The sequence below is a fragment of the Hafnia psychrotolerans genome (assembly GCF_014639435.1).
GTDB lineage: Bacteria > Pseudomonadota > Gammaproteobacteria > Enterobacterales > Enterobacteriaceae > Ewingella > Ewingella psychrotolerans.
In genome coordinates this window covers 99,394-112,095 of record NZ_BMFZ01000010.1, presented here as the reverse complement: position 1 = coordinate 112,095, position 12,702 = coordinate 99,394, and the positions used below count along the sequence as shown (strand labels likewise).

Genomic DNA, 12,702 nt, shown 5'->3' with positions numbered 1-12,702 from the left:
TGAGTGAATAATCCATGAAACGTTTATATCAGATGGTGCCGCTGGCTCTACTGGCGCTCCTCTCCGGCTGTGTTGCTCCGCCTTCCAGCCCGGATGTCACGGTATTACCTGGCAGCAGCAAAAGTTACGGACAGTTCAGGCAGGACGACATCCTATGTCGCAACACGGCGCAAAATAGCGTCAGCGGTGGTGCGCAGGCTGCGGCGAACAATGCCGCAGGTACTGCCGCGGCTGGTACGCTAGTGGGCGCCGCGGCGGGCGCATTACTGGGTGCGGCGTCAGGCCAGGCAGGCCCCGGTGCGCTTATTGGCGCGGGCAGCGGCCTGTTGGTCGGCAGTGCGATGGGCAGTAACGCCGCGGGCATGAGCAACGGTGATTTGCAGGATCAATACGATGTGATCTATACCCAGTGCATGTACGCAAAAGGCAATAAGGTGCCCGTCTCTTACCGCTATGATCAACAGACTGACTCGCGTCAGTCTGACGTCCCACCGGACTATCAGCCAGCTTATCCACAAAGTGATGTCCCGCCGGATTATCACGGCGATACGTCTGACGGCAACGTGCCGCCAGATTATCCTTAAAACTTCACGACGGCACCCAGCTCTATCACTCGGTTAGGTGGGATTTGATACAGGTCGGGTGCCCGTAATGCATTACGTTGTAACATCTGAAACAGCTTGCCTCGCATACGCAGATACCACGGACGTTTATCCAACGCCAGCGTATCGCGCGAGAGGAAAAAGGAGATATCGCTCATGGTACAGCGCAATCCATCCTGCCCACAGCGGTAAAAAACCTCTTCCAGATTGGGCGTCTCGCGCCAGCCGTAGCTTGCCACCACGCGCCAGAACGACGGTGAAAGATGCTCTATGGTGACGCGCTTGAGTTTATGCACATAGGGAGCATCGGCGCTGCTGATGGTCAGCAGTATCACCCGGTCATGAAGTACCTTGTTATGTTTGAGATTGTGCAGCAATACCAGCGGCACGGCATCCGGGGCGCGCGACATAAACACGGCGGTACCCGGCACCCGCAGCGGTGGGGATTTCTCCAGGGAGTTGATGAGTGCACCCAGTGCATCGGGATCCTCTCGCAGGCGACGTAGCAGGCGTGAACGCTCGGTATGCCAGGTCATCATGATCAGCAAAATGCTCAGTCCCAACACCACCGGCAACCAGCCGCCGGAGAATAGTTTGGTCAGGTTGGCGGCGAACAGCGGAATGTCTATCAACAGCATTAGCACCATCAGCAGCAGGCCCCAGCGAGGTTTCCAGCCCCAGTTTTTGATGGCCACAATACTCAACAGTACGGTGGTCAGCGCCATGGTGCCGGTAACAACAATCCCATAAGCCGACGCTAGATCGCTTGAATGTTTGAAGCTGATGATGACAATCAGCACGGCGACATAAAGCAGCCAGTTGACCACGGGAATGTAAATTTGCCCGGATTCAACATCGGAGGTGTACACGATGCGCATGGGGGGAAGATAACCCAACCTCATGGCCTGGCGCGTCAGTGAAAATACGCCTGAAATCACCGCTTGTGAGGCAATCACAGTTGCAAGTGTCGCAATCAGCAATAATGGAACCAACGCCCAGTCAGGCGCCAGCAGGAAAAACGGGTTTTTAATGGCGTCGGGATGAGTCATTAGCAGAGCGCCCTGGCCAAAATAGTTCAGCACCAGGGAAGGGGCAACCAGTAGAAACCAGGCGATACGTATGGGCTTCTTACCAAAATGTCCCATATCGGCATACAGGGCTTCTGCTCCGGTTACCGCCAGCACCACCATGCCGAGCGCGAAGAAAGAGACCCCTTTGTATGCGAGAAAGAAATTTAGCGCCCAGTACGGATTCAGCGCCTGCAATACGCCAGGATTTTTCAGAATACCGCTGATGCCGAGTACCGCGAGTGACAGGAACCACAACACCATGACTGGCGCAAACAATTTTCCAACGCTGCCTGTCCCTTTCTTCTGGATGACAAACAGCAAGGTCAGCACCGCAATCGACAGGGGAATGATGAAAGGATCAAGCGAGGGTTCGATGATCTCCAGCCCTTCGATGGCTGACAACACAGAAATTGCGGGCGTTATCACGCCATCACCATAAAAGAAACTGCCACCCACCAACCCCATAAATACGGTGATAGTAAAGTAGCGCGGATTGATATGGCGCACCGCCAGCGACATCAGCGTCAGTATGCCGCCCTCACCGTCGTTGTCTGCCCGCATCACAAAGCCAATATATTTTATTGAGACGATCAGCATCAGCAGCCAGAAAATGAGCGACAAAAAACCGAAAATCGAACTTTGAGTCATGGTAATCCCCGCCTGCCCGGTCAGACATTCGCGCAGCGTGTAGAGAGGGCTGGTACCGATGTCACCGTACACCACGCCAATGGCTGCCAGCGTGACTGCAGGCAAAGGCTGCTTATTCTTCATATACATAAATGGGGATTCACAAAGTCAGTGGGCCGGAGAAAACCGGACATCTAGGCATTATAGTACCGGCAAGTACCGGTACATCTTTTGATGTAAATATTTTGTAAAAACCGACTTTCTGTCGTGTTTCTGCACTTAGTGCTTGGTTCGCAGTTGTGGATAGCGCTGGAAAATAAAAATACACCAGACCAGCGCGACACACCCCATCAAACCACCGATATAACCAACATTTGCCATGCCGAAATGCAAACTGACCTGATTACCCAGTAAGGCTCCGGCGCCAATGCCCAGATTATAGATACCTGAGAATAGCGCCATCGCCACATCAGTGGCGTCCTGTGCCAGCGTCAGAACACGGATCTGCATCGCCAGCCCGATCGCCATCATCCCCATGCCCCATAGAATGGCCAGGATAGAGATACTCACGGCATGAGTCGCGGAAACGAACAGCAGCAACATGCTCATCGCGACGATAGCAATCGCCCCAACCAAAAATGCTGATGGGAATTTATTGCCCCATAGGCTGAATAATACGCTGCCAAGAATACCGGCACCGCCAAACACCAGCAGCAATAACGTCGTGAAATTATCACCCATATCCGCCACGTTTTGCATAAAGGGTTCGATATAACTGTAGGCGGTATAGTGCGAAGTGACGATAAGCGTCGTCAGCAGATAGATCGACACCAGCGCTGGGCGTTTGAACAACATCGGTAGGCTATTAAGCGATCCACTGTGCTCACTTGGCAATTTTGGCAGCAGTTTCATCAGGCACAATAAGGTTACCATCGCGACAATGCCGATGATCGCAAAAGTAATACGCCAGCCGAGATATTGCCCAATCACTCGCCCGAGTGGCAGGCCAAGCACCATGGCCAACGCCGTACCGGTCGCTAGCATGCTCAGTGCCTGTGTTTTCTTACCCGCCGGTGCGACGCGAATCGCCAGCGATGCAGTGATGGACCAGAAGATAGCGTGCGCCAGCGCAATACCAATACGTGAGATCACCAACGACTGGAAGTCCCACGCCATCACCGACAGAATATGGCTGCCGATAAACAGGATAAAGATGACAGCCAGCAAGCGGCGGCGTTCAATGTTGCGCGTGAGCAACATTAGCGGCAGTGACATCAGCGCCACGACCCATGCGTAGATGGTTAGCATCAAGCCGACTTGCGCGGTTTCCATCGAGAAGCTGCGGGCAATATCCGACAGCAAACCGACCGGAACGAACTCTGTGGTATTAAAAATGAACGCGGCGATGGAAAGCATAATGACGCGAAGCCATTCGGTCTTGCGTGAGACAGGTTGTGTTTGCATGAGGGTATGTAACTTTTTGGTGACGTTATAGTTGCGTGCATGACAGAAAAAATGTCATTTTTTGTGAGCCGTATTGTGTTTTATTTCCTCCTGAATGAAAACTGTTATATCTGGGAATGGTGAAATTATCCTCAGCGATGACTGACTTCAACGTCTTCGGGTTAACTCAGGAGATGCCCAGCCAGCGTAAGGCCGCCGTCACCGCTGCTGCTGCCAGGATCACGACAATGAGTGGCACTTTTCGCCAGGCCAGTATGGCCGCCACCCCCACGCCTGCCAGGCGCGCAAAACCGGCAAAATCCTGCCCTTCCAGCAATGTTGCGATCACTGCCACCGAAAGCAGCAATGTCGCCGCGGCATCAGCGATCAGTGCTCGACTGTTTTCGGTAAAAACCAGGCGGGAGCCGAGTTTAAAACCGGCCATACGCAGCAGATAAGTCCCTGTTGCCAGCAGCGCGATACCGGTGATCACTAAAGTGTTTTGGCTCATATTTTTTTTCTCCTTATGACTAACCCCGCCAGTGAAAACAGTACCGGCATGCCTGTCGGGACAAAAGGCACTGAGGCGAGAGCAATCAGCGCCCCGGAAAAAGCAGAAATAAGGGTTTTGGCATTTTTCAGCGCGGGCAGGATCAGCGCGACCAGAATGGCAGGAAATACGGCGTCCAGGCCTATCGCCTGAGTATCTGGAATGAATTTGCCAATCGAACCACCCATCACCACACCCGCTGGCCAGCACAGGGCAATGCCCAAACCGCATAACCAGAAGGCCGCTTTGCGCTGGCTGTGCGAGGCTTGCGATACGCCAAACACCACGCTCTCATCATTCATAATGTGACAGCCCAGATAATTCAGCGGAGTACGGCCCACCAGATCCTTGACTGCAATACCGAACGGCAGATGCCGCACGTTAATCAATAACCCCGCCGCCGCTGCCGCAATGGGGCTGCCTCCAGCCGCGACAATACCAATAAACAGAAATTCCGACGCACCGGCCAGTACCAGTAAAGACAGCGCCAGCGGCACCCATAGCGGGAAACCACTTCCCGTGGCCAGTGAACCATAGGAGATCCCGACAATCCCGTCGGCCAGGCATACCAGCACAATGGCTTTGACGGTATCCACACTGAGCGAAGAGAAACACCTCAGGGTCATAAAATCCATCCCATAACGAACGATTAGGCTGTTATAATGAACAAATGAAGCGTGGTTTACAAGTCGAACGTTCGTTCGTTATAACACTTTATGCGGGATGATATATGACTCAACCGATCAGCATTATTGCCAAAGCCCTGGTGCGCGAGCGTCAGCGTACCGGTTTATCTCTGGCAGAGGTGGCCCGTCGGGCCGGCATTGCCAAATCAACGCTGTCGCAGCTCGAAGGCGGTAACGGCAATCCGAGTCTGGAGACTCTGTGGGCGCTCTGCGTGGCGCTGGATATCCCGTTTGCGCGATTGATGGAGCCGCAGGTCAATCAGTCTCAGGTGATTCGGCGCGGTGAAGGGCCGTCGGTGGTGGCGGAGTTGGCGAATTACCAAGCGGTGTTGCTGGCAACATGTCCGCCGGGCGCCCGGCGGGATATCTATTTGCTGATGACTCAACCGGGAGCTGACCGCGTTTCGCTGCCGCATTCACCGGGCTCTGTCGAACATATCATCATTACCCAGGGACAGGCGCTGGTCGGTCTGGTTGCTGAGCCGTTTACCCTAAATGCTGGAGATTACATCTGCTATCCCGCCGACCAGGAGCACATTTTCCGCGCGCTGGAAGCGGATACTCAGGCGGTGTTGGTGTCTGAACAGAATTGAATGTTTGAGAGGGGAATGCTGTACCCGATGGACAATAAAAAACCCATAACGGCAGGCAGCCACCGGCCATTCACACGGTTGTCGGGGAGATTCTGTTGTTATGCAGTAAATGCACGGCCAATGCCAGCAGGAATAACAGCGCCTGAATCAGCACAATAGTCGGCCCGGTGGCGGCATCGATATAAAAACTGATGAAGGTACCGCTGACCGCGGATAAAAGTGACGATGTCACTGCAATGACAACCATTCGTGGCAACGTTTTGCAAAGAAGCAATGCCGTAATGCCTGGCGTGATCAGCATCGCGACAACCAGCACCACGCCCACCGCTTGTAACGCGGCCACGATAGTCAGCGCCAGCAGGCACAACAACGCATAGTGATAGAAACGCACTGGCAACCCTACGACTCTTGCCTGGACAGGATCAAAACAAAACAGGACCAGATCTTTAAATTTAATGATGATTGCCAGGGTAACCAGCGTCGCGATGATCAGCGTTTGCAGCATTTCGCCGTCTGTGACGCCCAGCACATTGCCGAACAGAATATGACTCAGATGTTGTTCCGTATTTACCCGCGAAAACAGCACCAGACCCGCGGCAAACATGCCAGAGAACACAATGCCCATCACCGAATCCTCTTTAACGCGGCAGTGCTCCTTGATGAAACCGGTAGCAACGGCGCAGAACAGGCCGGAGCTGAACGCGCCGATGACCAGAGGAATACCCGCCAGATAGGCCAACACAACACCGGGTAAGACAGCGTGAGAGATAGCATCGCCCATCAACGACCAGCCTTTAAGCACCAGAAAGCATGAGAACAAAGCGCAGACAATGCTAATGGCCGCCGCAGTCAGCAGCGCACGTTGCATAAAGGCAAAGCCCATCGGCTCCATCAGCAGGTCAATCCATGACATCATGCCCCCCTTCCCGCGCGTTTTTTTATGTGAAAGTGGTTAACCAGCCAGCCGTGTTTCGGGGCAAACAGAAAGGCCAGCAGGAACACGGTAGTTTGCAGGCAGACAATGACGCCACCAGTGGCGCCGTCAAGATAGAAACTCAGCCAGGCACCTACTGCGCTGGTGGTTGCACCGATGACCAGTGAGATAATCAACAAATGTGAAAACCGATCGCTGAGGAGATAGGCCGTGGCACCGGGTGTGATCACCATAGCGATCACCAATATGGCTCCAACGGTCTGCAATGCCGCCACACTGCAGGCACTGAAGATCGTGAAAAAAATCACTTTCAGCCACAATGGTGATAGGCCAACAGAAACTGCGTGCGCTTCATCAAAAAATATCGCCAGCAAATCGCGCCAGATCACACACAACACCAGCAGTGAGATACCGACGATAATCTGCACTTGCAAAATATCCGCGTCATCAATACCCAGAATATTGCCAAATAGGATCGACTGAACGTTCACCGATGTTGGGGTCAGTGAGACCAGCAGCAAACCCAGGGCGAAGAAGGTCGAGAAAACAAAGCCAATGATCGCGTCTTCCCGCAGTTTGGTATAATGGCGTAACAGCGTCATCGACAGCGCTGCCAATATACCCGTGCTAAATGCCCCAATGGCGTAAGGAAAGCCAAGTGCGTAAGCGCCCGCTACGCCAGGCACCACAGAGTGCGATAGCGCATCGCCCATCAGCGACCAGCCTTTGAGCATCAAATAAGCGGATAAAAACGCACACACCGCACCAACCCCGGCACTGACCCAAATGGCTTTAACCATGTAGTTGTAATGGAAAGGTTCGAGCATCAGTTCAATCATTGCGCCAACCTGACTGACGTAGGACGATTGTGGTTCAGATAACGGATGTTGCGCAGCGCCCCGCCAAAGGTATTTTCAAGATTTTCTGCAGTAAACGTGGTTTCCAATGGGCCATTGGCAATCACGGTTTTATTGATCAGTACCACTCGGTCACAAAATTCCGGCACGCTGGCAATGTTATGCGTCGACACCAAAATCAGATGCCCCTCATCGCGCAACTGACGAAGCAATTCGACAATGGCATTTTCGGTTTTGATATCGACACCGGTAAAAGGCTCATCCAGTAGCATCACGCGACCTTGCTGCACCAGTGCGCGAGCCAGAAATACGCGTTTTTTCTGCCCGCCGGACAACTCACCAATCTGGCGCTGTGCCAGGTCCGTGAGGCCGACGCGGGCTAATGCGTAAGCCACCTGCTGTTTGTCCTCTTTTGACGGAATGCGTAAAAACGACATCTTACCGTAGCGTCCCATCATGACCACATCTCGCACCAGCACAGGAAAATTCCAATCGACCTCTTCCGACTGCGGCACATAAGCAATAAGGTTTTGCTTCAATGCTTTAGCGACGCTGAGCCCATCAAGAGTCACCTGGCCTTGCGTCGGGCGGATGATTCCCATAATGGTTTTAAATAACGTAGATTTACCGCTGCCGTTGACACCAAGCAATGCACAAATTGAGCCACCGCGCAGTTGGAATTCGGCGTTTTGTATCGCTGTGTGGCCATTGCTGTAAGTGACGGAGATATTATCAACGTTGAGATGAAGCGCCGTATCACTCATTGCCCAAACCCTGCTGCAATCGTGCCAACCGTGACTTTCAGTAAATCAATATAAGTCGGTACCGGGCCGCTGGGGGTAGAGAGGGAATCGACATACAACACCCCGCCATATTTTGCGCCGGTTTCTTTGCTGACCTGTTTGGCTGGCTTGTCTGAGATAGTACTTTCACTGAATACCACCGGAATGTTTTGCTGGCGCACCAGGTCGATCAAGGTTTTAACTTGTTGCGGCGTGCCCTGCTGTTCGGCGTTAATCGGCCAAAGATAGGCTTCACGCATATCATAATCCTTCGCCAGATAACTGAACGCCCCTTCACTGGTGACTAACCAGCGCTGCCCGGAGGGGATTTCCGCCAGACGTGCTCGCAATGGGGCATCCAATTGGATAATTTTTTCTGCGTAGTTTCTGGCATTGCGGTCGTAGATCTGCGCATTGCCTGGGTCATATTTGACCAGTGCTGCCCGGATATTTTCCACGTAAATAAGTGCGTTTTTCGAGGACATCCAGGCGTGCGGATTGGGGTTTCCCAGATACGGCCCGTCTTGAATTGGCAGCGGCGTAATGCCATCGGTAACCGTGGCGGATGGCACATTCTTGATATTTTCGAAGAAACGTCCAAACCAGCGTTCCAAACCAAAGCCATTCCACAGAATCAGATCGGCTGACTGCGTTTTGACAATATCGCGCGGAGTGGGCTGATAATCATGGATTTCTGCGCCGGGTTTGGTGATTGACTCTACCGTAGCCGCATCCCCGGCCACATTCTGAGCGATGTCTTGGATCACCGTGAAGGTGGTGACGACTTTGAACTTCGTTTTGTCTTTTTCATCTGCCTGCACAGTACCGCTTACCAGCGCCGCAAGCATGCCGACCAGCATCAGCCGCAGACGGAAAGGCGAATAATTCATCCATGTTGACATCATTTGGCTGAACGCAGTCCGTTTTATAACCCCACGAATGATAGAGTTCCGGCCTCTTTCCATGAAATTCCTCCTGAGAATACAACGGCAGGTGATGGTGATTTATTCCTCATATATAGCATAGGCTATACTACATAGCCAAGGTGAAATTTTCAATAATTGGTACTGGAGGCCGCTTAGTTTACAATGACACGCCTTTTCGCTGGCAACGCGGCAAAGGCAAAAACCATTGAGCAAGAAAGAGGCAAGCATCGTGAATAATAAGAAGTTGAATCCGCTACTGGATGCTGAAGAGCACGCTCAGGGTTTTTTACAGGTGCGTGAAGCGCATCGCCGGGAATTGATGGATGACTACGTTGAACTGATCTCGGATTTAATCCGTGAATTCGGCGAAGCACGACAGGTCGATTTAGCCGCACGTCTTGGCGTTTCACAACCGACGGTGGCGAAAACCTTGAAACGCCTGGCCAGTGCCGGACTGGTACGCCAGTTGCCATATCGGGGCACGTTTCTGACGCCGGAAGGTGAGAAACTGGCAGCAGAGAACCGCGAACGTCATAACGTGGTTGAAGATTTCTTTATCGCACTAGGCATTAGCCCGGAAACCGCTCGCCTCGATGCCGAAGGTGTGGAGCATCATGTCAGCGACGAAACTCTCGACGCCTTCCGCCGGTTTACCGAACAGAAAAAAACAGAATAATGAGGCATATGCCGATGGCATGTTGATTCGGCATTGTGGTTTTTTAGGTGTTGTAAACCTGAGAGTCAGCCGCTGCAGGCCATATCCCTTCGCACAGTATTTTTGCGCAAGCAATGCTGTGCTGATGGCGAAGAGCGGCATCTGTTGGCTCTTCACGCATCTGATCGAGCATGCCGACAAAACAGCGCGCCAGCCATTGGGATGAAATGTCTTTTCTGAACAGCCCGCTTTCCTGACACACCGCAAAATTGTCACTGATGGCGCTGAGCAACATGCTTTTAGCCTGCGCGTCAAATGCCGGCTGACCGGATTCGTCCTCCTGCGCCAGAAAGTTAAGCAGTTTGCGAAAGCTCAGTGCCACACGGTCCAGCACCTGATTGTCCGCCACTTGTGGGGGAATATTCAGCGTAAGGATGAGTGTCGCCAAGCGCTGGCGAAAATGCGCATCGGGGTTATCGGTTGTCATATTGAGCCTGGAAGAGAACAAATTCGTGATGGCTGAACCTCACCCCATTTCCCTGTTTATCAGTGCAGTTCCTGGGATAAGAGGCGTCAATGCCATTATTAAAGAAGTGATGAAGTGACAATGTTTCACGCCACCGGAATATAGTATTCACAGGTAATGCCGTTTTTCGCCGAGACCTGTGAGTATTTTTCCAGGTCATGGCTGATGCGAAACTGTAAGCCAAGCGTCGGTAGAAACACCGAGTAAACGTAAAGTATATAGTCGTTCAGGCGCCCAAGCTCGTGCGGATAGTCAATTTTCAGATAACGTCCGGCCGGGATTATCAGCGAGGTTTTCTGGTCATCATTATAACCCGGCACTTTTTCACGCCCGACGGTATAGACTATTTCCATCATTGAGTTCTGTTCTTCACCTGGTCCACAGTCTGATAATCCCCAGACTTCTCCCTGCAATGACGCGGGCTCTTTCAGATAGTGGTGTAATGCGTCACGGTGAACGTGGTTTTTCGGATTAAACAGCGCCTCAATCGGATAGTTATGGCGCGTGGTCTGGCCAACAAAGGCCATCTGCGGCAATTCAACAATTTCATAAGCAGGCTGCGGGAACTCATTAAGTAGCAGCGGCGCAGTGATACCCCCCATGTTCCATTCCCTATTACGACGGAATACGGCCGGGGTCTCGGCGAAATTCTTTTTAAACGACCGGGTAAACGTCTGTTGTGAGTCGTAGGAGTAATAAAGCGAGATATCAAGGATCGGCATATTGGTCAGCCGCAGCGCAATGGCTGCCATCGTCAGGCGGCGATCACGGATATATTTCCCCAGTGCATAGCCGGTTTTACTCTTGAACAATCGCTGCAAATACCAGGGTGAATAGCCGGTTTTCTTCGATGCGCTTTCCATGGTCAGCCGATCGTTCAGGTTCACTTCGATCCAGTACAATAGCTCTTTAATGAGTTCGTCATGAAAATCGGGTTTCTCTATGTTGTACAAAATGAACTCCAGACTGTCCTGATAATGAAATTAACGTCCGCGCTGTCGCGCGGTAAATCGGTTATTTGTAGTATGACTTAATGCGCAATCGATTTTGAAAATACATTCACCACGATGACGCCCGCAATGATTAAGCTCAGACCCAGGAGCGCTGGGGTATCGAGTTTCTGCCCGTAGTAGACCCAGCCTATTGCTGAGACCAGCACGATGCCGACGCCCGACCATATTGCGTACGCGATGCCAGTAGGTAGGGTGCGCAGCGTCAGGGAAAGCAAGAAAACGGCTAATGCGTAACCGATAATGCACAACAGGCTTGGCCCGAGCCGGGTAAAACCCTCTGAACTTTTGAGACTACTGGTGGCGATCACCTCCGCCACTATGGCGATACAAAGGTATAAATAAGTGGTAATCATCCAGTGGTTCCTTGCGTCAGAATGGCTTCAAAAGTTGAAGACCGGCGTAATTCGATGTCGATGGCGCGGTTAATATTATGGGCCGAGCGTTGTTCAGTAAGGCCCAGAGAAGTAAAACGCGACATAGCATCCAGGCTGCTACTCAGACCAATCAGCCGCCAGGCGATGTCATCCGCGCATTCTCCCTCTGTAAAATCTCCATTCTTACGACCATCGTCAATCACTTGCCTGACCTGCGCGTGCCAGTCAGATAATGAACTCGCGAAAGCGGCTCGCATTAACTCATCTTGTTCGGTTAACAGCATGGCTTCGTGCCACAGGCGAATGGCACGAATGTATTCTTCATCCTTGGCATCTATCAGGTAAAGCTGGATGCGTTCAAACGGTGTCAGGCGTGCGCTGCTGATCTCGATTGACTGCTGCAGGTTTTGCATTACGAGCAAGTAAGCTTCTGCACGCAGCGCAGCTGCACTGGAAAAATGGTGATGAACCTGCCCCGCTGCCGTGCCCGCGGCATTGGCCACGCGACGAACCGTGGTTGCCGCCAGACCTTCGTCCAACGCCACCCGTGCCGCCGCCTGTAATATGGCGTTTTTACGGTCTTCTTTACACAGATAAACCACGATAGTAACCCGCGGGGAAAGGGAGTAGCGCTGCATCATGCCAAATGTTGGACGAATGTTCAAGTTTTGAGAACGCTCGTTCACGAGCATGACAACGTTATCATCGGGATCTCGTCTTGCCGGGAAGTGATGATGTCGTGTAGTGCTTATTTTAGTTACAACATACATATATAATGAACCACATAAACATCCACGCTCAATGCCAATACTGTGCATAAATAAATTCTCTACAGGAGTCTGTCGCTCAGTAGAACTAAATTTGTAATAATATTGCTGCGCAGAAACGGATCACGGGATCACGAAACGGCTAGAATTATTGGCTCGAAGAAGCGCAGATGAGATCATTCAGGTTCCAAAGGGTCACTAACTAATAAGAGTAACAGGCCGGAGATATCGGCGCTTCCGGCTTAGCTGCTTAGGCAAAGCGCATTTACCCTGTTTGCCATTACAAGACATTTTAGG

Annotated in this window: 15 protein-coding genes; 3 read left to right on the top strand and 12 right to left on the bottom strand. The window is 52.1% G+C overall.

Features of this window, described 5'->3' with window-relative positions; all coding sequences use genetic code 11:
* Positions 1-14: 14 nt before the first annotated feature.
* Positions 15-584 carry a glycine zipper family protein gene (locus tag IEV89_RS17290; RefSeq protein WP_188474763.1) on the top strand — a complete coding sequence of 190 codons (570 nt, stop codon included), beginning with the start codon at positions 15-17 and terminating at the stop codon, positions 582-584.
* On the opposite strand, the gene kup is transcribed toward IEV89_RS17290, so the two are convergent.
* The 4 genes from kup to IEV89_RS17270 form a co-directional block, all read right to left on the bottom strand.
* Positions 581-2,449 (bottom strand): low affinity potassium transporter Kup, encoded by a 1,869-nt coding sequence (kup, locus tag IEV89_RS17285; protein ID WP_188474762.1) that lies wholly within the window; start codon positions 2,447-2,449, stop codon positions 581-583. The two genes, IEV89_RS17290 and kup, sit on opposite strands and share 4 nt — an antisense overlap.
* A 129-nt stretch (positions 2,450-2,578) precedes the next feature.
* Positions 2,579-3,763, bottom strand: a complete 1,185-nt coding sequence (locus tag IEV89_RS17280) for a sugar transporter (RefSeq protein WP_188474761.1) — start codon at positions 3,761-3,763, stop codon at positions 2,579-2,581.
* A gap of 166 nt (positions 3,764-3,929) precedes the next feature.
* Positions 3,930-4,253 (bottom strand): AzlD domain-containing protein, encoded by a 324-nt coding sequence (locus IEV89_RS17275; protein ID WP_188474760.1) that lies wholly within the window; start codon positions 4,251-4,253, stop codon positions 3,930-3,932.
* A complete protein-coding gene (locus IEV89_RS17270; RefSeq protein ID WP_188474759.1) occupies positions 4,250-4,918 on the bottom strand; it encodes an AzlC family ABC transporter permease in 669 nt (222 codons plus the stop codon). Before IEV89_RS17270 ends, IEV89_RS17275 begins: the two co-directional genes overlap by 4 nt.
* A 104-nt stretch (positions 4,919-5,022) precedes the next feature.
* Between IEV89_RS17270 and IEV89_RS17265 the strand changes: the two genes are divergently transcribed.
* Positions 5,023-5,571 carry a helix-turn-helix domain-containing protein gene (locus IEV89_RS17265; protein ID WP_188474758.1) on the top strand — a complete coding sequence of 183 codons (549 nt, stop codon included), beginning with the start codon at positions 5,023-5,025 and terminating at the stop codon, positions 5,569-5,571.
* Between the two features lie 70 nt (positions 5,572-5,641).
* Here IEV89_RS17265 and IEV89_RS17260 read toward each other — a convergent pair whose 3' ends face one another.
* From IEV89_RS17260 to IEV89_RS17245, 4 genes are read right to left on the bottom strand one after another with little or no spacing between them, the layout of a single operon-like run.
* Positions 5,642-6,487, bottom strand: coding sequence for a metal ABC transporter permease (locus IEV89_RS17260; protein WP_308420890.1), 846 nt, complete (start codon positions 6,485-6,487; stop codon positions 5,642-5,644).
* Entirely contained in the window at positions 6,484-7,344 is an 861-nt protein-coding gene (locus IEV89_RS17255) for a metal ABC transporter permease (RefSeq protein WP_188474757.1), read from the bottom strand. Before IEV89_RS17255 ends, IEV89_RS17260 begins: the two co-directional genes overlap by 4 nt.
* Complete coding sequence (locus IEV89_RS17250) at positions 7,341-8,126, bottom strand: ATP-binding cassette domain-containing protein (protein ID WP_188474756.1); 786 nt, start codon at positions 8,124-8,126, stop codon at positions 7,341-7,343. The genes IEV89_RS17255 and IEV89_RS17250 overlap by 4 nt, the downstream gene beginning before the upstream one ends.
* A complete protein-coding gene (locus tag IEV89_RS17245; RefSeq protein ID WP_373283412.1) occupies positions 8,123-9,034 on the bottom strand; it encodes a metal ABC transporter substrate-binding protein in 912 nt (303 codons plus the stop codon). The genes IEV89_RS17250 and IEV89_RS17245 overlap by 4 nt, the downstream gene beginning before the upstream one ends.
* A gap of 265 nt (positions 9,035-9,299) precedes the next feature.
* Here IEV89_RS17245 and mntR point away from each other — a divergent pair, with 265 nt between their 5' ends.
* Positions 9,300-9,746 carry a manganese-binding transcriptional regulator MntR gene (gene mntR / locus IEV89_RS17240; RefSeq protein WP_188474821.1) on the top strand — a complete coding sequence of 149 codons (447 nt, stop codon included), beginning with the start codon at positions 9,300-9,302 and terminating at the stop codon, positions 9,744-9,746.
* A gap of 43 nt (positions 9,747-9,789) precedes the next feature.
* Here mntR and IEV89_RS17235 read toward each other — a convergent pair whose 3' ends face one another.
* The 4 genes from IEV89_RS17235 to IEV89_RS17220 form a co-directional block, all read right to left on the bottom strand.
* On the bottom strand, positions 9,790-10,212 hold the full coding sequence (locus IEV89_RS17235) for a hypothetical protein (protein ID WP_188474755.1): 423 nt from the start codon (positions 10,210-10,212) through the stop codon (positions 9,790-9,792).
* Between the two features lie 125 nt (positions 10,213-10,337).
* The gene (locus IEV89_RS17230; RefSeq protein WP_188474754.1) at positions 10,338-11,204 is read right to left on the bottom strand and encodes a helix-turn-helix domain-containing protein; all 867 of its coding nucleotides are present in this window, start codon (positions 11,202-11,204) and stop codon (positions 10,338-10,340) included.
* 77 nt (positions 11,205-11,281) lie between these two features.
* The gene (locus IEV89_RS17225; protein ID WP_188474820.1) at positions 11,282-11,614 is read right to left on the bottom strand and encodes an SMR family transporter; all 333 of its coding nucleotides are present in this window, start codon (positions 11,612-11,614) and stop codon (positions 11,282-11,284) included.
* Entirely contained in the window at positions 11,614-12,330 is a 717-nt protein-coding gene (locus IEV89_RS17220; RefSeq protein WP_229746514.1) for a TetR family transcriptional regulator, read from the bottom strand. Before IEV89_RS17220 ends, IEV89_RS17225 begins: the two co-directional genes overlap by 1 nt.
* Between the last annotated feature and the right edge of the window lie 372 nt (positions 12,331-12,702).